The organism is Intrasporangium chromatireducens Q5-1 (genome assembly GCF_000576575.1).
GTDB lineage: Bacteria > Actinomycetota > Actinomycetes > Actinomycetales > Dermatophilaceae > Intrasporangium_A > Intrasporangium_A chromatireducens.
In genome coordinates, this window is sequence record NZ_AWQS01000049.1 from 1 (window position 1) to 23,283 (window position 23,283).

The 23,283-nt window shown below is 72.3% G+C and carries 14 protein-coding genes; 13 read left to right on the forward strand and 1 reads right to left on the reverse strand.

What is annotated here, in order from left to right; translation table 11 throughout:
* Positions 1–85: 85 nt before the first annotated feature.
* A complete protein-coding gene (locus tag N864_RS08270) occupies positions 86–571 on the reverse strand; it encodes an NUDIX hydrolase (RefSeq protein WP_051518350.1) in 486 nt (161 codons plus the stop codon).
* 228 nt (positions 572–799) lie between these two features.
* Between N864_RS08270 and N864_RS08275 the strand changes: the two genes are divergently transcribed.
* From N864_RS08275 to N864_RS08335, 13 genes are all read left to right on the forward strand, one after another.
* Positions 800–1,945, forward strand: a complete 1,146-nt coding sequence (locus tag N864_RS08275) for an endonuclease/exonuclease/phosphatase family protein (protein ID WP_051518351.1) — start codon at positions 800–802, stop codon at positions 1,943–1,945.
* Positions 1,946–2,021: 76 nt separating this feature from the next.
* Positions 2,022–3,494, forward strand: a complete 1,473-nt coding sequence (locus N864_RS08280; RefSeq protein ID WP_034715561.1) for a CCA tRNA nucleotidyltransferase — start codon at positions 2,022–2,024, stop codon at positions 3,492–3,494.
* A gap of 192 nt (positions 3,495–3,686) precedes the next feature.
* Positions 3,687–4,214, forward strand: a complete 528-nt coding sequence (locus N864_RS08285) for a hypothetical protein (RefSeq protein ID WP_034715563.1) — start codon at positions 3,687–3,689, stop codon at positions 4,212–4,214.
* A complete protein-coding gene (locus N864_RS08290) occupies positions 4,211–5,710 on the forward strand; it encodes a WXG100 family type VII secretion target (RefSeq protein ID WP_034715565.1) in 1,500 nt (499 codons plus the stop codon). Before N864_RS08285 ends, N864_RS08290 begins: the two co-directional genes overlap by 4 nt.
* Positions 5,711–5,802: 92 nt before the next feature.
* Positions 5,803–6,306 carry a hypothetical protein gene (locus tag N864_RS08295; RefSeq protein ID WP_034715566.1) on the forward strand — a complete coding sequence of 168 codons (504 nt, stop codon included), beginning with the start codon at positions 5,803–5,805 and terminating at the stop codon, positions 6,304–6,306.
* Entirely contained in the window at positions 6,303–7,100 is a 798-nt protein-coding gene (locus tag N864_RS08300; protein ID WP_034715568.1) for a PP2C family protein-serine/threonine phosphatase, read from the forward strand. The genes N864_RS08295 and N864_RS08300 overlap by 4 nt, the downstream gene beginning before the upstream one ends.
* The gene (locus tag N864_RS08305) at positions 7,097–9,160 is read left to right on the forward strand and encodes an FHA domain-containing protein (RefSeq protein ID WP_034715570.1); all 2,064 of its coding nucleotides are present in this window, start codon (positions 7,097–7,099) and stop codon (positions 9,158–9,160) included. The genes N864_RS08300 and N864_RS08305 overlap by 4 nt, the downstream gene beginning before the upstream one ends.
* Positions 9,157–10,884 (forward strand): serine/threonine-protein kinase, encoded by a 1,728-nt coding sequence (locus N864_RS08310; RefSeq protein WP_034715572.1) that lies wholly within the window; start codon positions 9,157–9,159, stop codon positions 10,882–10,884. Before N864_RS08305 ends, N864_RS08310 begins: the two co-directional genes overlap by 4 nt.
* A 97-nt stretch (positions 10,885–10,981) precedes the next feature.
* Positions 10,982–11,722 (forward strand): FHA domain-containing protein, encoded by a 741-nt coding sequence (locus N864_RS08315; RefSeq protein WP_081793553.1) that lies wholly within the window; start codon positions 10,982–10,984, stop codon positions 11,720–11,722.
* On the forward strand, positions 11,719–18,060 hold the full coding sequence (locus N864_RS08320) for an Ig-like domain-containing protein (protein ID WP_034715574.1): 6,342 nt from the start codon (positions 11,719–11,721) through the stop codon (positions 18,058–18,060). Before N864_RS08315 ends, N864_RS08320 begins: the two co-directional genes overlap by 4 nt.
* Before the next feature lie 94 nt (positions 18,061–18,154).
* Positions 18,155–19,138 carry an AAA family ATPase gene (locus tag N864_RS08325; RefSeq protein WP_034715576.1) on the forward strand — a complete coding sequence of 328 codons (984 nt, stop codon included), beginning with the start codon at positions 18,155–18,157 and terminating at the stop codon, positions 19,136–19,138.
* A gap of 34 nt (positions 19,139–19,172) precedes the next feature.
* Positions 19,173–20,660 (forward strand): DUF58 domain-containing protein, encoded by a 1,488-nt coding sequence (locus N864_RS08330; protein WP_034715578.1) that lies wholly within the window; start codon positions 19,173–19,175, stop codon positions 20,658–20,660.
* 74 nt (positions 20,661–20,734) lie between these two features.
* Positions 20,735–23,283, forward strand: a 2,549-nt coding sequence (locus N864_RS08335) for a transglutaminase TgpA family protein (RefSeq protein ID WP_051518352.1), incomplete at its 3' end; no start/stop codon positions are given.

Sequence of the window (23,283 nt, forward strand, 5' to 3'; positions counted from 1 at the left end):
GGCTCGGCGACCGCGGCGCCGCCGACCGTCGCGAGCAGGAGCAGGAGTGCGGCCCCGAGTCCGGCGAGGACCCGCCGCCATGGGTTCACGCGTCGCCTGCCAGCCGGTGCCAGGCCGCCTGCGCGATCCGTCGCTCGTTGGGGAAGGTCAGCCGGCGGTGCACCTCGTCGAGCCGTGTCCACGCCGCGTCGATTGCCTCGCGGTCGGGGTCGTTCTCGACGGTCAGCTCGCCGCCGATCGCCTCCAGCAGGTAGTGGTGCACGAACTTGTGCACGCGCGTCGTCGCCGTCGCGAACCAGTAGTCGATCGTGCCGAGCTCGATCAGCACCCGAGCCTCGATGCCGGTCTCCTCGGCGACCTCGCGCACGGCGGTCTCGACGAGCGTCTCCCCGGGCTCGACGTGCCCCTTCGGCAGGCACCACTCGACTCGCCCCGCACGGTTGCGGCGGGCGATGATGGGGATGAAGGCGAGACCGTCGCAGATCCGCACCGCGATCCCGCCCGCCGACCGCTCCTCGACCGCAGGCAGCCGACTGCCCGGGGTCGGCACAGGCTGGGGGAGGGCGGTCACATCGCCACCCTAGCCAGCCAGTCCATGAGCCGTCCCCAGCGTGGCGTCAGGTCCGCGCGGGGCCGGCTGAGCGGCATACAGAAGGTATGCCGCCCACCCGCACGCGCGGGGGCGTGGCCTCCCGCTCAGCCGAGGCGGAGGGCGCTACGCGCGCTTCGTCCCGGTTTCGTCTCCCGGTTGCGCCCGATCGGCTCCCACGGCCGCCCGCGCCGAGGACAATCGGAGGGCATGAGACCTGCCCTGCGTCTTCGTGTCCGACGGTTCCTCGCGACCCTTCTCGCCCTGCCACTCGCACTCCTCGTCGGCACCGCCACGGGTGCCGTTGCCGCGCCCCCGTCGGCGGCTCAGGCCATGCCCGGCCGCCACCTCGAGGGGATGACCCGCAATCTCTACCTCGGTGCCGACCTCACCCCGCTCGTCAGTGCCAAGACACCAGACGCTGTGCAGATGGCCATCGGCGCGATCCTCGGCCAGGTCGTCGCCTCCGACCCGCCGAAGCGGATGGCCTGGGTGGCCGACGAGATCGCCGCCCAGCGACCCGACCTCGTCGGGCTGCAGGAGGCCGCGCTGTGGCACATCCAGACCCCGGCGGGCGGCACGATCACCTACGACTTCACCCAGCTCGTGATCGACGCGCTCGCGGCGCAGGGCCTGCACTACCGCGTCGCCGTCACTCAGACGAACTTCGACTCGGCGGTGCAGCTCGCCGGTGCGCCGCTGCCGGCCCGCTTCGCCGACCGCGACGTCATCCTGGTCAACGCCGACGCCGGCACCCCCGAGGTGCGGGTGCTCGACAAGGGCGCCGCCCACTACGCGAGCCAGCTCGTCTTCCCGACGCTGCTCGGCGCGGTGGACTTCGCCCGCGGCTACGTCTACGTCGACGTGAAGTCGTGGGGCAGGACGTGGCGGTTCGTCAACACGCACTTCGAGGCCTACCCGGGGTTCGGCCCGATGCCACACGACTACACGAGCGACCAGGCCCGCGAGCTGCTCTCGGTGCTGCCGGCCGGGATGCCGACGGTCATCGCCGGTGACCTCAACTCCCGTCGGGACAACCCGCTGCTCCAGGGCGCCGCGGTGCTCATGGACGAGGGCGGGTTCGCTGACGCGTGGACCGGGCTGCACCCGGGCGACCCCGGCTACACGTGCTGCCGCGCCGGCAACCTTGCGGGCGGCGAGCTCGACGAGCGGATCGACTACGTGGTGACCCGTGGTGACGTGGTGCCGACCTCGGCCGCCCGCGTCGGCGTGGAGCCGGTCGCGGCGACGGCGCCCAGGTGGCCGTCCGACCACGCCGGCGTCGTCGCGGGGATCGCCGTCGGCCCCCAGCCCAAGGGCGTCGGCACCGGGCTGCTCGTCGGCTCGAGGTCCTGACCCGCGCGGCGCCGGCCCTCCGCGCGGGGCGGGCTCAGCGTCATACGGATGTATGCCGCTCACCTAGGCTGGGTGCGTGCCTGACCACCCGACGTCCGCCCCGCCCGCCCAGGTCGCGCTGCTCAAAGGTGCCGTCGCGCGGCTGGCGCCGGTGCTGCCGATGCTGACCGAGCTGGGGGAGCGGTTCGCGGCAGCGGGGCACGAGCTGGCGCTCGTCGGCGGGCCGGTCCGCGACGCGTTCCTCGGGCGCACCTCGCCCGACCTCGACTTCACGACCGACGCCCTGCCGGACGAGATCCTCGCTGCCGTCACGGGCTGGGCCGACGCCCACTGGGACATCGGGCGGGAGTTCGGCACGATCGGGCTGCGCAAGGGCCCCCGGATGCTCGAGATCACGACGTACCGCGCCGACACCTACGACCGGACCTCGCGCAAGCCGGAGGTGATGTTCGGCCACTCGATCGAGGGCGACCTCGTCCGGCGCGACTTCACCGTCAACGCGATGGCGATCCGCTTGCCGTCGCTCGAGTTCGTCGACGTCCACGACGGCCTCGCGGACCTCGCCGCGCGCCGGCTGCGGACCCCGGCCCCGCCGGAGGAGTCGTTCGCGGACGACCCGCTCCGGATGATGCGGGCGGCGCGGTTCACGGCGCAGCTGGGCTTCACCGTGGCGCCCGAGGTCCGCCGGGCGATGCAGGAGCGCGCCGCGACCCTCGAGATCATCTCGGCCGAGCGAATCCGCGACGAGTTCAGCAAGCTCCTCCTCGCGCCCGAGCCCCGGGCCGGGCTCACCCTGCTCGTCGACACCGGCCTCGCCGACATCTTCATCCCGGAGCTGCCCGCGCTGCGCCTCGAGGTGGACGAGCACCACCGGCACAAGGACGTCTACCAGCACTCCCTCACCGTGCTCGAGCAGGCGATCGCCCTCGAGGGACCCGCCGGCGGCCCCCCCGAGTCGGTGCCCGGGCCTGACCTCGTCCTGCGGCTCGCCGCGCTGCTGCACGACATCGGCAAGCCCGCGACCCGGCGGTTCGAGCCCGGCGGTGGCGTGTCCTTCCACCACCATGAGGTCGTCGGCGCGAAGCTCGCCGCGAAGCGGCTCAAGGCGATGCGCTACGACAAGGAGACGGTCAAGCAGGTGGCGCGGCTCGTCGAGCTGCACCTGCGCTTCCACGGCTACGGCGGCGGGCAGTGGACCGACTCGGCGGTGCGTCGCTACGTCACGGACGCCGGGCCATTGCTGCAGCGCCTGCACCGGCTGACCCGGTCCGACTCGACGACCCGCAACCTCCGCAAGGCGCAGCGGCTGTCGGCCGCCTACGACGACCTCGAGGCCCGCATCGACAAGCTTGCGGCCGAGGAGGAGCTGTCCAGGGTCCGGCCCGAGCTCGACGGCAACGAGATCGCCGAGGTGCTCGGGATCAAGCCGGGCCCGGTGCTCGGCGAGGCGTACAAGTACCTGCTGTCCGTGCGGCTCGACGAGGGACCGATCGGCAAGGACGCAGCGCGGGAGCGTCTGCTCGCCTGGTGGGCGCAGCGCAGCAACTGAGCCTCAGCGGCATACAAGATCCAGCACCGGCTGGAAAGTTGTGGTCCGGCGGGGCGGATGCGCTCCGGAATCCAGCACCGGCTGGAAAGCCGATGCCACGGTCCGACCGCGGGGAGTTCTCCCCATCGCCCCCTGCCCGTGCCACCCGTACGCTGCTCGCAACACACCACTCACGAGGCTTCAGGGGGCACGATGGCACGGCTGACGTACCCGAGCGCCGAGTTCCCGGGGGGTCCCCGCGCGCGGCTCGAGCTGCCGGAGGGCTGGGAGCCGCTGGACGTGCCCGGGGCCCTCCTCGCCGCCATCCGGCCCGAGCCGACCGACGTCTTCAACCCGAACATCGTCGTCACGAGCGAGCCGCAGGCGCCCGGCTTCGACATCCTGAGCGTCCTCGACCTGCTCGAACGGACGGCCGCGGAGCGGCGCGACGGAGAGGTCGGCGAGCCGTACGAGGCGATCATCTCCGGCATCGACTTCGTCGGCCGACCCCTCTCCTGGGTCGACGACGAGGCGGGCACCGTCGTGCAGCTGCACCTCTTCGGGCTGGTCCCGAGGTCGAACGACGCCGGCGAGGACCTGGTCCACGTCACCGGCACGGTCGGCGCCGCCAGCGCCGAGCACGACTACGGGCTCGTGCGCGACATCCTGCGGACCCTGCGGGTCGCCCCGTGGCACGGGTCGCTCGAGGCAGAGCCCCGCGACGATCGGGGTGCGCGGTGACGACCTACAAGAAGGGCATGGACCCCGAGGCGCTGCACCGGGCCGCCGGGCGCATCCGGGGCGCGAAGCACGACGTCGACGCCGTGCGCGACACGGTCGCCCGCGTCGTGGACCGGCTCGGGTCGAACTGGGCCGGCGGCAACCTCGAGCGGCTCATCCAGGAGTACCGGTCCACCTCGGCCCCGGCGCTCGCCCACCTCGGTGGCCGGCTCGACGACATGGCGCGCACCATCGACCGCAACGTCTCCGCCCAGCGCCGCACCAGCGACGAGCGGTCGACGGCGCACGCCGGCCGCACGACGTGGACGCCCGCCGGAGGCGCCGCGTTCAGCGGCAAACGGCCGTGGTCGCGGACGAACCGCGACGCCGACGGTGGCACGCACACCCGCACCCAGTACGGCCCCTACTCGCGCTACGACACGGAGCGCACCCAGGGTGAGCTGGACGGCGAGGACGGGCGCACCACGACGCGCACCACGCAGTTCCGGCACAACGGCAACGCCGCCGACAACCCCAACCTCTACGAGTCCCGTGAGACGTCGACGACGCGCGGCCACGTCGACGCGAACGGCGAGCACTCGCGCACCACGAGCCGCCGCGACTCCACGCTCTTCGGACGGTTCAACGAGACGGAGTGGGGCCTGAAGAGCACCCACTCGCACGCCTGGGGCGAGAACGAGTGGGAGGACGGGCGCAAGAGCCCCGACTGGGGCAAGAACGTGGACATCGACGGGCTCAACTCCGAGCACTACGCCAAGACGGTCGGCGGGGACCACGCCAACGTCAAGCTGTGGGGCACCGAGACGGACGGCCGCTGGGACGTCAGCGTCAAGGACGGCAACCTCGTCGCGGCCGCCACGGCGGGCGCCGGCGCCTACGCGCTCAAGGCCCACGCCGACGGCTCCACGCAGCTCGGGGCACTCGGGTTGAACGGCAAGGCGGACGCCGCGGTCGGCGCAGAAGCGAACGCGACGGGCTCCGCGTCGATCGGCAAGGACGGTCTCAACGTCGGCGGCCAGGCCGAGGCGATGGTCGGCGCGAAGGTCTCGGCCGAGGGCGGTGCGAACCTCGGACCGCTCCACGCCAAGGTCGCGGGCCACGCGATGGCCGGGGCCGAGGCATCCGCCAACGGCTCGGTCGGCATCGGCGTCGAGGGCGTCAAGGCCCAAGCCGGGCTCGACGCGTTCGCCGGTGCCAAGGCCGGGGCGGACGGCGAGTTCGGGGTCTCCGGCGTGACCGGCAAGGTCGGTGGCGAGGTCTACGCCGGCATCGGGGGGCACGCCAAGGTCGACGTGCAGGCCAACTTCAACCACATCAAGGCCGACGTCGACGTGGGCGCCGCGATCGGCGTCGGCGGGGGCGTGAAGTTCGCGGTCGACGTCGAGCCGAAGCAGGTGATCAACGACGTGAGCAGGTACGGCGGCGGCTTCGTCCACGGCGTGACGAGCACCGGCGACGTTCTCGGCCATGGCCTGAAGAACGTCTTCGGCTGGTGATCGCACCGGCGCTGACTCGACCGTCACCCCTGCCCAGGTGCAAGACTGCGGTGCGGCCCGACCCTGCCGAACGGGGCCGACGAAAGGACACCATGACGACCCTGACCCATCCGAGCGTGCAGTTCCCGGGCCCGCCGACGGTCAGCCTCGACGTGCCGGACGGCTGGGTCCCGGTCCACCGCCCGGGCCTGCTCCTCGCAGCGAAGCTGCCTCGCGAGCAGGCCTTCGCGCCGAACGTCGTCGTCAACGTCGAGGCCTACGCGCCAGGGCTGGGGGTCGACGCGCCGATGGCGCGGATGCGCGAGATGGCGCGGTCCCGATCAGGTCACGCCTCCGAGCCGTATGCCGCTCAGCTGGGTGACCGTGAGTTCGTCGGCCTGGACTCCAGCTGGCCGGACGACGAGGTGGAGACGATCCTGCAGGCCAACCTCTTCCACGTCGTCGAGCCGGAGGGCGGGACCGGTCCTCGGTGGCTGGTCCAGCTGACGGGAGCCGTCGGTGGGCCGACCGCCGAGCAGGACTACGACCTGGTCCGCAAGGTCCTCCTGACCACGACGGTCTCGCCCTGGCAGCCCGAGGGAGATGAGCGCCCGTGAACGCCCTCCTCCCCGGCGTCCTCGTCGGCCTCACCTCGCACGTCGGCGGTCGCGCCCACAACGAGGACTGCGCGCGTGCGGGCCGCTCCGTCTTCGTCGTCGCCGACGGGATGGGCGGCCATGCCGCCGGAGAGGTCGCCAGCTCGATCGCGGCGGAGACCCTGCTCGAGCTCGACCAGCGCCAGGTCCTGCACCCGCGGGACGTCATCGCTCAGGTGGCGGAGGCGAACCGGCGCATCCTCGCGTCGGCGGCGCACCACCCCGAGCAGACCGGGATGGGCACGACGGTGGCTGGGGTGGCCATCGTCCACGTCGGTGGGTCGCCGCACTGGGCTGTCTTCAACGTCGGGGACTCGCGCGTCTACCGGCTGCTCGACGGTGAGCTGCGCCAGGTCACCGTCGACCACTCCGAGGTGTGGGAGCTCGTCCAGCGCGGGGAGCTGACGCCCGAGGAGGCGCGGCACCACCCGGGGCGCAACATCGTCACCCGGACGCTCGGCCGGGAGCCAGTGGGCCAGGTCGACACCTGGGTCTTCCCGCCCTACGCGGGGGAGCGCTTCCTGGTCTGCTCCGACGGGCTCTCCAACGAGCTGGCGCCGAGCGAGCTCGAGCAGGTCCTCACCAGCGTCGACGACGTCCAGCAGTCGGCGGACGAGCTGGTCCGCCGCGCGGTCGAAGCCGGGGCCCGCGACAACGTCACTGCTATCGTCGTGGCCCTGCCGGGGATGGAGTCCGACCTCGACGAGGACACGACCCCGCGGACGCAGGTCGACAGGGGAGTAAGTCAGGGATGAGCGGGCCATCGGTCACCGTGCAGCGGGCCCCGGACGGGTGGACCCACATCGGCGGCCCGGGGATGCACCTGCTCATCGCGCTGGACGAGGAGGATGAGCGCACCCTCGCGGCGAGCGACGCGGCCGACGGCGGCGACCTCGATGACGTCATCGACGTGCTGACGACCGGCGGGATGCGCCGGGCGCACCACTTCGTCGGTGTGCACTGGCAGCCACGCACCCGCCTTGTCGCGTTCGGGCCAGTAGCGGCCCGCGTCGTGCTGGCCGACGGTTCCGAGCGCGAGTTCCGCCCGACCAGCCCGCGCGTCTGGTCCGACCTCGAGCTCGACGAGCATCCCGAGAGCGTCGAGCTGCGCGTGCTCGACGACGCCGAGCAGTCCAGTGCCCCGGCTGTCCCGGCGCCTGCTGCGGCCTCGGCTGAGTCGGCTGCACCGCCTGTCCCGGCGCCCACCGCGGACACTTCGATCGCCCCGGCGCCTGGCACGTCGCCCGCCCAGTCAGCTGCCCTTTCTGTGCCGCCGACTCCGGCCGCCGGGCCGGGGCCGGAACCCGGAGCTCGGCCGGTCCCGACCTTCGGCGGCGCTGCGCCGCACGCGCCGCGTCCGGCCGCGACCTCGAGCTGGACGCAGAGCTGGCGACGCCCGGAGCAGACCACCGCGACCGAGCCCGGTCCGCGGACCGCTGGCGAGGCGCAGAGTTTGCCCGCCTGGGGCAGCGGCGTGCCGGTTGCTGCGCGCCGTCGACCGGAGCCGACCGCAGAGGCGGACGGCACCGACGGCGCAGCCGAGGGCAGTCGTGCGGACGACCACTCCGCACGCGATGTGCAGTCGACCTGGTCCGCGCGGCCCGCTGCGCCGGAGAAGCGTGCGCACGACGAGCCGCCCACCGACGGCGACCTGGCCGACGAGCGGGCCAGCGACGAGCCGGGCAGCGACGAGCCGACGACGCCGTCGTATGACTACCTCTTCGGCGGGACCGTGACTGCTGAGGAGCACCGGCGGCTGCTCGCCCGGGCCGCCCCTGACGACACGGTCGACGACGAACCGGAGCCGCCCGCGCCTTCGCCGCCGGCCCCGACCGCGACGCAGCCCACCGATCCCGGGACGCAGCCCACCGATCCCGGGACGCAGCCCACCGATCCCGGGACGCAGCCCACCGATCCCGGGACGCAGCCGGCTCCGCCGACCGCCACGCCTCCGGTCGGACCGGCATCCGCGCCGGCCACGGCGGCGCCGCAGCCGGCCCCGGGCGGTCTCATCTCGTCCGTGCCGTGGGCGAGGCCAACGGCGCCCGAGCCGGAGCAGGCCGCCGAGGCGGCACCGGCGTTCTCAGGACGTCACAGCCCACCTCCGGCGCCGGTGCTCCTTCCGCACGCCGCCCCCATCCCATCGAGCCCGCCGCCGTCGGCGCCCACCACGTCGGCGCCCACCCCCTCGGTGGCCGAACCGGCGACCGAGCCCCTGCCCGCCCCGCCGGCACGGCAGTCCCCGCCCGAGCCGGTCCACGACACCATCGCGGCGGAGCCCGACGACGCCGAGCTGACCGTCGACCGCAGTGCCCTGCTCGCGGCCCGCAACGCCGCCCTCGACGGACCCGGCCCCCGCGTCATGGCGGTCCTCTGCACCTCCGGCCACCCGAGCCCCCCGCACGCGAACCGCTGCCGGGTCTGCGGCCAGCCGATCCCGGCCCAGGAGCCCTTCGAGATGCCCCGCCCGGCCCTCGGCATCCTGCGCCTGTCGACCGGCGACATCGTCACGCTCGACCGCAACGTCCTGCTCGGCCGCGCCCCCAAGCCGGCCGAGGGCCTGCCGCCCGAGGAGCAGCCGCACGTCGTCAAGGTGCCGAGCCCGGACCGCGACGTCTCGCGCAACCACGTCGAGGTCCTCGTCGAGGGCTGGCACGTGCTGATCCGCGACCTCGGCACGACGAACGGCACGACCGTCGCGCTGCCCGGCGAGTCCCCGGTCCGGCTGCGCGCCAACGACCAGCAGTCCCTCGAGCCGGGGTCCGTCGTCTCGATGGCCGACGAGGTGTCCTTCACCTACGAGGTGGGCTCGTGAAGCCGCCCCGCAAGGGCGCGCCGCCGAAGATCCCCGGTCTCGTCTTCGTCCAGCCCCTCGGCTCGGGCGGCTATGCCGACGTCTACCTCTACGAGCAGCAGAGCCCCCGGATGCCGGTCGCCGTCAAGGTCCTCAAGTCGGAGGGCCTCACCGACGCGCTGCGGCAGCAGTTCGTCGACGAGGCGGACACGATGGCCCAGCTCGGCGACCACCCCTACATCGTCCAGGTCTTCCGGTCCGGCACCTCCGAGGACGGCCGTCCCTACCTCGTCATGAAGTACTACCCGCCGCCCAACCTGGCGGCCCGGGCCAAGCAGCAGCGCTTCTCGGTCGAGGACGTGCTGCGGATGGGGATCCAGCTGGCCAGCGCCGTCGAGACGGCCCACCGGGCGCACATCACGCACCGCGACATCAAGCCGGCCAACGTCCTCATCAGCACGTATGGCGCTCCCGGCCTCACCGACTTCGGCATCGCCGGGCGCGGCCGGCGGGCCGGTGACTTCGAGCCGGAGAACACCGACGACGTCGGGGTCTCGGTGCCGTGGGCACCCCCCGAGGTGCTCTACGGCCAGAGCAACGGGGACGAGCGGGCCGACGTCTACTCCCTCGCGGCGACGCTGTGGCAGCTGCTCGTGGGGCGTTCTCCCTTCGAGGTGCCCGGCGGCGACAACGGCGCCTACGCGCTCATGCCCCGCATCCGCAGCACCCCGGTGCCGCCGACCAGCCGGCAGGATGTGCCGGCGGGGCTCGAGCGGCTCCTCGCCCAGTCGATGGCGAAGGACCCCGCGCACCGGCCGGCGTCCGCGCTGGAGTTCGCCCGGGCCCTGCAGGCGGTGGAGCAGCAGCAGCGCCTGGCCCGCACCCCCATCGTCGTCCTCGACGAGCAGGGCCACACGACCCTCGTGAGCCAGGCGTCCGGCCCCGGCGGCACCGTCGCCGACGACGAGGACCGCACCCGGATCAAGGCACCGCAGACGGTCGTCGCCCAGCCAACCCAAACCTCCGTCGACGAGGCGACCCGTCGTCGTGGAGAGGACCCCAGCGTCCGTATGGCGCCTCCGCCGGCTCCCGGCTCCCCGCCGGCTCCCGCTCTTCGCCCTCAGTCGGGCGCAGCCGCGCCGCTGCGCTCGCAGGCCACCACCGACCCCGTCGTCTCCGGTCGCACGTCCCGTCTCGACGTGCCGGAGGAGACCACCGTCCGGCGGGCAGCCGTCCCGGACGCCCCGCCGGACCACGGACCAGCAGGGGCCGACCGTGCCGCGGCGGGCGGGTCGGCACGACGCGCGACGTCGCCGGCCCTCGTCTGGGGCCTGGCGGCGGGGCTGGCCGTCCTGCTCGGCCTCGTCGTCTTCCTCCTGCTGCGGCCCGACGGCGCTCCACAGGAACCAGCCGCACAGCCCGACCCCGTCGCGACGGTGTCCATGCCCGGTGACGACAGTGCGATCGGCGACGGGGTGTTCACGGCGCCGACGCTCGAGGCTGCCTCGGGCAAGGGGTCGGTCACCTTCCGCTGGTCCTACCCGGCACCGTCCAAGGTCGACACCTTCCGGCTCTACGTCGGTCCCACCTCGAGCGACGCCGAGCGGGCCGACCCCATCCTCGTCAAGACGACGACGCACACCATCAAGGCCAAGCCGGGCACAAAGCTGTGCGCCGTCGTGAAGGTCAACCGCAACGGGCAAGGTTCGCCAGTATCCGATCCGCGATGCGAGACTGCGCAATAGTGACAATCCGCTCAAACCACAGCTAACGCCCCATGCCCACGGCCGATGGGTGCGACAGGGCCAGTTCGATTGACGACAGGTGATAGGGGACCTGACCGTGATCCACAGCAAGGTGACCGTGGTGTTCTGCGGCGAGGAGTATGCCGTCTCGCCCCAGCAGGGCCTCACGATCGGGCGCTCCGGCGACGTCGAGATCGACGACAACCCCTATCTGCACCGCACCTTCCTCGTCGTCTCCCACGAGAACGGCTTCTGGTGGCTGTCCAACACCGGCTCCACCTTGACCGCCACCGTCGCCGACGACCAGGGGCTCTTCCAGGCCTGGCTCAACCCCGGTGCCCGCATCCCGCTCGCGATGCCCCGCCTCGTCGTGTGGTTCACCGCGGGCCCGACGACGTACGACTTCGAGGTCCACGTCGCCAGTCCGGCCTTCGCGAGCGTGTCGGCCGAGCCGGTGCGCGACGCCCTCCGCGACGACACCGGCGCGGCCACGGTGGGCCGGGTCAACCTCACGCCCGACCAGAAGCTGCTCGTCGTCGCACTCTGCGAGCCCTTCCTGCGCCGCCGCGAGGCCGGGACGAGCCAGATCCCGTCATCGGCCGCAGCCGCGGAGCGGCTCGGCTGGACCCTGACGCGCTTCAACCGCAAGCTCGACAACGTCTGCCAGAAGCTCGCCGACAACGGCACCCGGGGCCTGCACGGCGGTGTCGGCAAGCTCGCGACGAACCGCAAGGCCCGCCTCGTCGAGCACGCCCTGTCGACGAAGCTGGTCACCGAGGAGGACCTCGACCTGCTTGACACCAGCCGCGCCGAGGCCGAGGCCGGAGCGGCCCGGTGAGCTCCGCATCCACCCGCGCGCGCGGCCGCCGCGTCGGGATCGCCAGCACGGTTGTCCTCGCCCTCGTCGCGAGCCTGCTCATCTGGGTGGCCACCCGGTCCCAAGGTGAGGTCGTGCGCAAGGCCGACCTCAACGACGGCGGCATCTGGGTGACGAACTCCTCCCAGGCGCGGTTCGGCCGGATCAACCAGGCGGCTCGCCAGCTCGACGCCGGCGTCCTGTCCAACGGCTCGCCCGGCTCCGGCCTCGACATCTTCCAGGACGGCGGGGCCGTCGTCGGCTACTCCAAGGCGAGCAACCAGATCACGCCGATCAACCCGGCCGAGGGCACCCTGGCCGAGTCGCAGTCGATCGTGCTGCCGACGGCCACGCCGGCGACGGGCAACCGGGTCTTCACCGCACCGCCGGTCGACCTGCGGGGCGGGACCATCGCGATGGTCGACCCGGGCAAGGGGCAGGTCCGGGCGCAGCGGGTGGACAACCACTCGGGGGTCAGCGGCCTCGACCAGTTGCAGACCCAGGCCAAGCCGCTCACCACGGTCGGCGGCAACGCGGCCGTGGCCGTGGGGCAGGACGGCACCGTGTACGCCCTCTCGGCGGAGAAGGGCACGCTGGCCGTCATCGGCACGACCCGGACCGGCTTCGTCAAGCCGGTCGTGAAGAGCCTCGGCTTCTCGTCGAAGTCCGCACAGGTCACAGCAGTCGGCAGCCACTGGGTCGTCTTCGACGCGATGACCGGCCGGCTCTACTCCGACGGGCTCGAGGCGCCCGCGCAGCTCTCCGCCGGTCGCACCGGCGACCCGGGGTCGCCGGCCTACGCAGCCCTGCAGCAGCCCGGGCCGGATGCGCCCTACGTCGTCGTCGCGGACGCCGCCGGCCTGACGAGCGTGCCGATCACGGCCGACCCCCCATCGGAGGCCCCGGCGGTCAAGGTCGGTCAGGCGCAGCCGGGCGCCGATCTCCTGCTCACCGCGCCGGTGCACCTCGGCGCGTGCATCCACGGTGCCTGGGCCACCTCGAGCGTCGTCTTCTACGGCCGCAACTGTGCGGGCAAGGGGCAGAGCGCCACGGTCGACCTCGGCCCGAGCAAGGTCACCGCGCCGCGGGTCGACGGTGTCCGGCTGCGCGTCAACCGCGGCCTGATCGTGCTCAACGACCTCGACACCGGCGACGTCTGGGACGTCGAGGACGACCACGTCAAGATCGACAACTGGAACTCCGTCATCCCGCCGCCGCAGACGGACAACAAGAACAAGCGCAAGGACCAGAACCTCATCGACGACGAGGTGAGCAAGACCCCGCCGGAGGCGAAGCCCGACACGATGCGGGTGCGGCCGGGGCGCACCTCGACCCTGCACGTCCTCGACAACGACTCGGACAGCTCCGGCTCGATCCTGTCGATCGCCCCGGGCGACGTGACCAAGCCCGATGTCGACGGCATCACCGCCGCCCCGTCAGCCGACGGCCAGACGATCCAGGTGACGGTGCCGGACGAGCCGGCGAGCAACCGCTTCTCCTTCGACTACACCGTCAACAACGGCACGGGCGCCAAGAGCGGGCGGGCCACCGCCCGGGTCACTGTCGAGGTCGTCGGGCCCGAGGTCAACACGCCGCCGAAGCTGCGGGAGGGCAGCGCCAAGCTCGCGAAGACCAAGTACCCGGTGGTCCGCAACGGCCAGGTCAAGGTCGGCGTCCTCGCCGACTGGCGCGACGCCGAGAACGACCCACTGCAGATCCAGCCCGTCGACCAGTCCGTCGGCGTCGACGCGGCCGGCACGATGACGGTGCGTGCCAACGACACGGCGGGCCAGCAGGAAGTCGGCTACGTCGTCGACGACAGCCACGGCGGCACGGCCAAGGGCAGCGCGGCCCTGACCGTCCTCGGTGACGACGACAAGGCGGTCGCGCCCCGCACCCAGCCCGACGTCATCCGCGGCGTGGTGGGCAAGCCGGTCCAGCTCCAGCCGCTCGGCAACGACATCCCCGGCGCGGACCCGACCGACCCCGAGGCGCGGCTGCGCCTCGCCACCGAGGTGCAGGGCCCGGGACAGCTCGTCATCGACACGAACACCGACACCGGTGTGCTGACCGTGACCGGCCAGACGGCCGGCACGTCGACCTTGACGTATGCCGCTCAGTCGGGTTCCGGTGTCGCCGTCGGCCGGGTGCGGGTCGACTTCTATGCCGCGCCCGGCGACGACCTGCCGCCGGTCGCGACCCCGGACAGCGCGGTGCTGCGCGGACAGTCGCCGGTCCTCGTCGACGTGCTGTCCAACGACTACAGCCCGCGCAGCGACGTCATCGTCGTGCAGAAGGTCGAGACGGGCGAGGCGTGGCTGCGCACCTCGGTCTTCCAGGGCCGCTACGTCCGGGTCGAGTCGACGACGCCGCTCGGTGACCAGAAGGAACGCCGCGGCGTCATCAGCTACACCATCAACGACGGCACGAAGTCGGCGGTCGGCCAGCTCACCGTCGTGCAGAAGCCGCCGCTCGGCAAGAGCGTGCGCCCCACCGTCGTCGACGACGAGGCGGTCGTCCGGGTCGGCGACGCAGTGACGGTCCCCGTCCTCGACAACGACTCGATGACCGAGGGGATCCCGCTCAAGCTCGACCCGGCCGGGGTCAAGGTCGTGCAGGGCGGGGGCCAGGCCTTCGCCTCGGGCAGCGTCGTGCGCTACGTCCCCGAGAGTGGGGCGATCACCTCTGCGCAGACGGCGACGATCGAGTACAGCGTCTATCCGGAGGGGCTGCGGGCCCGCGCCGCGACGGGACGCGTCACCGTGACGGTCAACCCGCTGCCGGACAAGGTGAAGAACCCGAACCGCCCGCCGACCGCGCGCAGCTTCTCGGCGAGTGTCACGGCCGGTGACACGATCACGATCACCGTCCCGACGAGCGGCGTCGACCCCGACGGTGACCTCACCTTCGTCGGGGGGATCGTCGGGCAGCAGGGCGCGGCGGTCGACCTCGAGTACGGCCGGGTCCTCGGCTTCGGTGCGGCGACGATCCGCTACGAGGCCTACCCGCGCAGCGCCGGCACCGAGGTCATCCACTACCAGCTGCGCGACCGGTTCGGCGCGACGAGCGAGGGGTTCATCCGGGTCGGGGTCGTCCAGCCGGGCGACCCGCAGCCCCCGGTCGCCGTCGAGGACGACGTCGTCGCCGCGCCTGGCCGCACGGTCCACGTCGACCTGCTGGCCAACGACCTCATCTCACCCGGCGACGTCGTGAAGTTCGAGGACTTCACCGCGCTCAACGGGTCGGACGTCCTCAAGGACTTCACACGGCAGAAGGACGACACCTTCAAGGTGGTCACACCGCCGGAGGGCCCGGCCAAGGTGATGACCTACGGCATCACCGACGGGCTGTTCGACCCCTCTCGGTCGACGGTGACGGTCCGCGGCCAGAAGAACTTCAACAACCCGCCGATCGCGGTCGACGACACGGCCGAGCCGAAGCCCGGCGAGACGAGCGTGCTCGTCGACGCCCTCGCCAACGATCGTGACCTCGACGGTGACCGGGCCAGCCTGAAGATCACCAAGGTCGTCGGCGACGGAGCGGTCATCGAGCAGAACAAGGTCCGCATCACGCTGCGGCCCGAGGCGCGCGTCGTTCCCTATGTCATCGCCGACGCCGACGGTGCGACGGCCATGGCCCTCATTTACGTGCCGGCCGGGGACAACGGCCTGCCCTACGTGGTGCAGGGCAAGGCCATCAAGATGGACGCCGACTCCACGGTCAAGGTCAACCTCGCCGACTACGTGGTGGACCCGCGCGGCGGGAAGGTGTCGCTCACCTCCCCCGACACCGTCTCGACGTCGCCCAAGGACTTCCTGCAGCAGCAGGCCGACTCCGCGACGCAGCTGACGCTCACCTCGCTCGGGTCGTATGTCGGACCGGCCGCCCTCATGCTCGAGGTGACCAACGCGAAGACGCCGGGCGACAAGACGGCCCAGACGACCTACGTGACGGTCCCGGTCCAGATCGGTCCCGATGTGCCCGTCCTGCGCTGCCCGGCATACGAGGTGCAGCTCGCCGCGGACGGCCCGTCCCGAAGTGTCGACATCCCACGGCTCTGCCACGCGTGGCTGCCCGAGGGGATGGACGGCAGCACCGCGCGCTACGAGGCGACGTGGGCCCAGGGCATCGACCGGGTCGACCTGAGCCAGCAGGGCGCCGGTGGACGCACGGTCGTCCTCAAGGCCCAGGCCGCGGCGAAGGCCGGCTCCACCGGGGTGGTGACCGTCAAGGCCAAGGGCAGCACCGAGTCCTTCCCACTCCGCGTCCGGGTCACGAGTGCCCCGCCGATCGCCACCCTGCGCCCGGCCCACATCGAGGGCCTCATCGCCGGCACGAGCGAGACGGTCAACCTCGCGCAGTACCTCGACAGCCCGCTCGGCGCGCCGAGCTGTGAGCTCGTGTCGGCCCAGGTCACGAGCGGCACCGGCCTGTCCGTGTCGACGAGCGGGTGCTCCGTCACGGTCAAGGCCTCCGAGCAGGCCCGCAACGACGGGCGCATCGACGTCCGAGTCAAGGACGCGCCGGGTCGGCCCTCCGCAGTCGGCCAGATCACGGTGACCGTCCGCAGCCGGCCGGACGCGACCGGCGCCCCGGTGGCGGTCGCCGACCGGATCCAGGGCGGCAGCGCGCGCGTCGACTGGCAGCCGCCCGCCTATGACGGCGGCCTGCCGATCCTCGAGTACGAGGTGCGCACCCAGGGTGGACCGACCCAGAAGTGCACCGGCTCGCCGTGCACGATCGAGGGTCTGACGAACGGGCAGCAGTACACGTTCGCGGTCCGGTCCCGCAACGCCGTCGACTGGTCGGACTGGAGCCCGGAGTCGAACGTCGTCGAGCCGGACACCAAACCGCAGGCGGTTCCCATCAGCGACGTCACGCCCGGTGACCGCAAGCTCACGGTGCGGTGGACACCGCCGAAGAACGAGGGCAGCGCGGTGCTCGAGTACCAGGTGCAGTACGTCAACATCGGCGGGCACGCCGGTGCGACGGGCACGCGCAAGGTAACCGCGCCGGGCCTGTCCGCCGAGCTGACCGGCCTCGTCAACAACGACGCCTACCGGATCCGGGTCCAGGCCCGGAACAAGGCCGGGTGGGGCCCCTACGGCCCCGAGGTCAAGGCCCAGTCGTTCGGCAAGCCGGCCAACGTCCCCGCGCCGACGCTGGCCCCGCGCACACCGACGGCCGGGGCCGCGAACGCCCAGGTGAGCGTCTCGTGGTCCGCCGTGGACCCGAACGGGCCGCCGATCACGCAGTACGACGTCTACCGGCGCACCGGCTCGGGCGGCCAGTGGACCCACATCGGCAGCCGTTCCGGAGGAGAGTCCCGGGTCGTCAGCGACACGATCCCCTACAACGGCCAGACCGTGCAGTACACCGTGACCGCGACGAACGGGGGCCCGGCGACGTCGGACCGGGCGAACTACTCCTCCTACAAAGCGGACGGCATCCCCGAGACGCCGACCCTGAAGTCGGTGACGACACCGAGCTCGGACTACGCCGCCAACGCGACGTTCTCACTCGGCTCGCCCCGCTCGAGCGGCTACTCCTCCGTGCGGTGGCAGACGTCGTCCGGCCGCAGCGGGTCGTGGAGCTACACGTCCGGCATGTCCGGCGGTCGGGCGACGAACCTCGGCACGAGCCAGCAGACGATGCAGATCCGGGCCTGCAACACGGCGGGCAACTGCTCGCCGTGGTCCAACCAGGTCACCTTCCACCCCTACGGCCCGACCCAGGGCGTGCCCAACCTGCGGGTCAGCTCAAAGGACAACAACTCGATCACCTGGTCGTGGGGCACAACGGCCTCGAACGGTCGGGCGATCACGAACTACGAGATCGACGGCGACAAGAACGCCGTCGTCGGCTCCGGCACCCACTCGACGACGATCGGGGGGCTCGGCTACTCGACGACGAAGAAGATCCGGGTCCGCGCGAAGGCGCAGGACTCGGGATGGGGGCCGTGGACGGCCTACGTCTCCGGGACGACGAACGCGGCACCGCCACCGCCGAAGCCGACCGTCGACTGGGTGCGCCCCACGGGCGCGACCGGCCTGCGACCGGGCTGCTCGAGCGGCGACTGCCAGTGGATCCAGTACCACCTCAGCAACTTCCAGGGTGGTGCCTCGATCTACTGCACGTTCGACAGCCGAGAGGGTGGCTGGCCCTACAACCGCGACGACGGCACCAACGGGTCGATCCAGCCCGGCAACGGCACCAACACCTCCGGCAAGTTCTACGGCTTCTCGACCGGCTGGGTGAAGGTGACGTGCACGGGCAGCAACGGCACCGACTCCTTCACCAGGAACCCGTGGGGTGGCTGATGGCACGCCCCCCACGGGACCGCGCGCCGCGGCGGGAGCGAGCTCAGCGGCATACGCGCAATCGACGCAACGACACGACAGGAAGACGAGACGCATGAGCGGGACGAGTCCCATCACCCAGGACCAAGTCACCTGGTTCGCCCACACGTTCCAGCAGCTGGTCGGCAACATCGAGAAGGCCGTGCTCGGCAAGGAGCACGTGACCCGCCTCGCGCTCACCTGCCTGCTCTCCGAGGGGCACATGCTCCTCGAGGACTACCCCGGCACGGGCAAGACCCAGCTCGCGCGGGCGCTGTCCGCGACGGTGCAGGGCACGCACAGCCGCATCCAATTCACGCCGGACCTGCTGCCGTCGGACGTGACCGGTGTGACGATCTACGAGCCGAGCAAGCAGGCCTTCGAGTTCCACCCCGGCCCGATCTTCGCCACGATCGTGCTCGCCGACGAGATCAACCGTGCCTCGCCCAAGACGCAGTCAGCGCTCCTCGAGGTGATGGAGGAGGGCCGCGTCACCATCGACGGCAAGGCCCACTCGGTCGGTGAGCCGTTCATGGTCATCGCGACGCAGAACCCCATCGAGCAGGCGGGCACCTACCGGCTGCCGGAGGCGCAGCTCGACCGGTTCCTCATGAAGGCGAGCGTCGGCTACCCCGACCACGAGGCGACCATCGCGGTGCTCGCCGACGCGAAGACCCGTGACCGCGCCAAGCAGCTGCAGCCGCTCATCGCCGCCAGCGTCATCGTCGACATGGCGCGCCTGGCCGACGAGGTGCACGTGGACCCGGCGATCCTCGGCTACGTCAGCCGGATCGCCGAGGAGTCGCGGCGGCACCCGTCGCTCAAGCTCGGCCTTTCGGTGCGCGGCTGTCTCGCCTATGTCCGGTGCGCGAAGACGTGGGCGGCCTCGCAGGGGCGCACCTACGTCATCCCCGACGACATCAAGATGCTCGCCGAGCCGGTCCTGTCGCACCGCCTGCTCCTCGCGGCGGAGGCTCAGTTCGCCGGGACGACGGTCGAGCAGGTCATCGACCAGATCCTCGGGCAGATCACGCCACCCGCCGAGCGCGCGTCGGCGTGACCAGTGTGACGACGGGCGCTACCGGGGTGGAGCGATGACACAGCAGACCGAGGCCGCAGACGGCGCGACCGGGGCCGCGAACGGCGGGACGACCGGCGGGGCGACCGGCGGCGCCGCCGGGGCTCCGCGGAACCGTCGGGCTGCCAAGGCAAAGTCACGGACGACCTCGACGGTGAGCCAGGTGGCCGGGACGACGAGCCGTGGGATCCGCCAGGTCACCCAGCCGCTCACGCAGACGCTGACGCATGTCGCCGAGCAGGCACGTCCGGTGTGGCGGCCGGTCGCCGGCGTGCTGCGCTGGGTATCGCCGCTCGGCTGGGCGATCCTCGCCCTCGGGGTGGCGTGCTGGCTCATCGGCGCCCACTGGGGCTGGACCGAGCTGCTCATGGTCGCCGCCGCGGCGCTGATCCTCGTCGTCGTCTGCCTCGTACTCGCCCTCGGGCGCACGCGGGTCACCGTGGACGCCGAGGTCGACCCGCGCCGGGTCATCGTCGGTGAGCCGGCGACCGGGCGCGTCATCGTCCGCAACGCCGGCCGGGCGCCGATGCTGCCCCTGCTCGTCGAGCTGCCGGTCGGCCTGTCGGCCGCCCGCTTCGTCCTGCCCCCGCTCACGTCCGGCACCGCGCACGAGGAGCTCTTCGTCGTCCCGACGAGCCGTCGCGGCGTCATCCAGATCGGGCCGGCCACGACCGTCCAGGGCGACCCGCTCGGGCTGATGCGCCGCACCCTCCAGTGGACCGAGCAGACCGAGCTGTTCGTCCACCCGCGCACGGTCGCCCTCGAGTCCCTCGGCGCCGGGCTGCTGCGCGACCTCGAGGGCTCGACCACCGAGGACGTGTCGATGAGCGACCTCGCCTTCCACGCCCTGCGCGAGTACCAGCCGGGCGACGACCGTCGCCACATCCACTGGCGCTCCTCCGCGAAGGCCGGCAAGCTGCTCGTCCGGCAGTTCCTCGACACGAGGCGGTCGCACGTCTGCATCATCGTCGATCCCGACCCCGAGCAGTACCGGTCGGGGCACGGGCGCTCAGGTCGGACGCTGCGGGCGGATCGGGTCGAGGCGCAGGAGCGCGACATCCACGCCGCGAACGCGCCCAGTGCTATCGAGGCCGATGTGGAGGCCGCGATCTCCGTCGGCAGCTCGATCATGGTCCGCGTCGCCCTCGACGAGCAGGATGTGACGATCGTCTGCGGCGAGCAGTCCGCTGGGCAGACCGTGCCGCAGGTGGGCCTCGACGCGATGTCGCGGGTGGTCCCCGGTCCGGTCGACCTGCTCGCCTCGGCGCTCGCCGCCGCCGAGCTGGCTCCCGACACGAGCACCTGCTTCATCGTGACCGGACCGCACCGGCCGTTCGTCGAGCTGCAGCGAGCGGCTGCCCAGTTCCCGCCCGAGGTGACCAAGATCGTCGTCGTCGTCGACCCACGAGCCACGCACGGCATCCGGCACGGTGGCGGGCTCACCATCCTGACGCTCGCGCGGCTCGAGGAGCTGCGCATGCTGCTGCAGGCGGGGGTCGCATGAGCGCCGACCGGCGTGAGGACACGAGCGAGGGACGAGCGAGGCCCGGAGCGTCGGGCAGAGGCGCGACGTCAAGCATGAGCACCGCCATCCCGTCGCCGCCGACGCTCCGCGAGGCCGGGCCGACCTTCGGGCAGCGGTTCAGGGGCGGCGTGGCACAGCTGCGCCCCGGTGCCCCGCAGCTCGTCGATGCCGGCTTCACCGTCGTCCTCGTCGTGCTCGCCCTGATCGGCTTCCGGACGACGTACTTCGGGCTCGGCTGGCTCTGGGTCGGCCTCGCCGGTCTCGTGATCGGCCTGGTGGTCGCCCACGTCGGCGCGACGTTCCGCTGGCCCGGGCTCCTCACCGGAGTGGCCGTCGCGGCGGCCTACCTGCTGCTCGCCGGACCGATCGCTGTGCGCGAGGACCTCATCGGTGGCGTGCTGCCGTCGATGACGACGTTCCGCACCCTGGTCCACAGCGCCGTGCCCGGCTGGAAGGAGCTGTTGACGGCCCTCCCGCCGGTCGACTCCGAAGGCCCCTACATGGCGCTGCCCTTCCTCTTCGGCCTCGTCGGCGCCGCCCTGACGTATGGCGTTGCCCGGCGATGGCCGGGCGCCCTCCTCGCGCTCGTGGCGCCGATCGCTCTCCTCGTCGCCTCGATCACGCTCGGCACGCTGACGCCTGCGTCGTACGCCCTGCAGGGTGCCGCCTTCGCCCTCGCCGCGATCGGCTGGGCGGCGCTGCGCAGCAACCGAAACCGCCCTGCGCTGCAGAACGGCGCCGGGCGCGCCACCCGCAGCGTCACGACCGCCGTGCTGCTCGGCCTCGCGACGGCCGGCGGCTTCCTCCTCGGGCCGCACCTGCCCGGCGCCGACGACGGCAACCGGACCGTGCTCCGGACCGGCCTCGTGCCGCCCGCCGACGTCTCGCGCTACCCGAGCCCGCTCGCCGGCTTCCGGCAGTACACCAAGCCAAACCCGGCCGAGCTGTGGGACCGGACCCTGCTCACCGTGCAGGGCCTGCCCCCCGGCACGCCGCTGCGCTTCGCGACCCTCGACTCCTATGACGGGATGGTGTGGGGCGCCGGCAACTACGCCAACGAGGGTGACGGCGACCAGGGCTCCAGCTTCCGGAAGGTCGGCAGCCACATCGCGACCCCCGACGCCACCGGTGAGGAGGTCACCGCGACGGTCTCGGTCCCGGCCGGTGGCTACGACCAGGTCTGGCTGCCGACGGTCGGCGACGTCACCGGCATCGAGTTCCGCGGTGGCCGGGCCGACCAGCTGAGCCGCGACCTGCGCTTCAACGTCGACACCAACACCGGTGTGCTCCCGGTCAAGCTCGCCCCCGGCGACCGCTACACGATCACCGCGCGGGTGCCGGCCGGGACGGGCTCACTGCCCAAGCAGGTCGGACTCGACTCCGGCACCCTCGTCGACACGCAGCCGCTCACCTTCCTCGAGGACCGCGTCGAGCAGTGGACCCGCTCGGCGGACGACCCGTGGGCACAGGTCGTGGCCATCGCCAAGTCGCTCCAGGACGGCGCCTACACCGACGGCGGCCCGCCGGGCACGTACCAGAACGTCTTCCTCCCGGGCCACTCCCTCGCTCGGATGGCCACGTTCTTCAAGTCGACACAGCTCGCCGGCAACGACGAGCAGTACGCCTCGGCCCTCGCGCTCGCCGCGAACCGCCTCGGCATCCCCGCCCGGGTCGTCCTCGGCGCGATCCCGCAGGCCGGCGGCGCCGTCAAGGGCAAGGACGTCCACGCCTGGGTCGAGGTCCGCACCGCGACCGGCACGTGGCAGCCGATCCTGCCCAAGCAGTTCCTGCCCGACTACAACAAGCAACCGGACCAGGTCATCCGCAAGTCGGACGAGAAGAAGACGGGCGTCCAGGTGCCGCCTCCCGCTGCGCAGAACCCGCCGAGCGTCCTCCAGGGCCCCGACCAGGCCCAGAACGCGACTCAGCTGCACCGACCGCAGAAGGACGATGACAACCCGCTCAACCCGGACAACTGGCCGGACTGGTTGCGCTGGCTCATCTTCTTCGTCGGTGGTCCGGTCCTGCTCGTCCTGCTCGTCTACGGCGTCATCCGGCTCGCGAAGGCCGTGCGCCGGCGACAGCGCCGCATGTCGGGACCGACCGCGACAAGGGTCACCGGAGGCTGGCGCGAGATCATCGACACCGCCCACGACCTTCGAATCGTGTTGCCCCGCAAGGGCACGCGGCTGGAGCAGGCTCACGCCCTCGAGGAGCAGGTGACCGGCCCGGCAGCAGAGCGACCGAGCCCCGTCGTCGACGGCGCCGTCATGGGCGCCCCCGCTCGGGTGGTCGACGAGACGCCGGACCCGGTCCTCGAGCGCCGCCGGGCCCTTGCCCTCGTCCCGCTCGCCCGGTCGGCCGACAGGCACGTCTTCGACATCGCGGAACCGACCGACGAGCAGGTCTCGGCATTCTGGGCGGACGTCGAGACGGCACGCAAACGGCTTCGTGCCCAACGGAACTGGTGGCAGCGCCTGCGGGCAGACCTGTCCCTCAGCACGTTCCGGCGCCACCACGACCGCAACGCTTCCCGTCCGGGCGCGGGTGGTCGCGTCGGCACCGTCGGCAAACCGTCGAAGGGCCACAAACCGTCGAAGGG

Excerpts from the sequence above, each read along its gene's own strand:
- N864_RS08275 (WP_051518351.1), top strand. The coding sequence starts at position 800 with ATGAGACCTGCCCTGCGTCTTCGTGTCCGACGGTTCCTCGCGACCCTT.
- N864_RS08285 (WP_034715563.1), top strand. The coding sequence starts at position 3,687 with ATGGCACGGCTGACGTACCCGAGCGCCGAGTTCCCGGGGGGTCCCCGC.
- N864_RS08295 (WP_034715566.1), top strand. The coding sequence starts at position 5,803 with ATGACGACCCTGACCCATCCGAGCGTGCAGTTCCCGGGCCCGCCGACG.
- N864_RS08305 (WP_034715570.1), top strand. The coding sequence starts at position 7,097 with ATGAGCGGGCCATCGGTCACCGTGCAGCGGGCCCCGGACGGGTGGACC.
- N864_RS08325 (WP_034715576.1), top strand. The coding sequence starts at position 18,155 with ATGAGCGGGACGAGTCCCATCACCCAGGACCAAGTCACCTGGTTCGCC.
- N864_RS08330 (WP_034715578.1), top strand. The coding sequence starts at position 19,173 with ATGACACAGCAGACCGAGGCCGCAGACGGCGCGACCGGGGCCGCGAAC.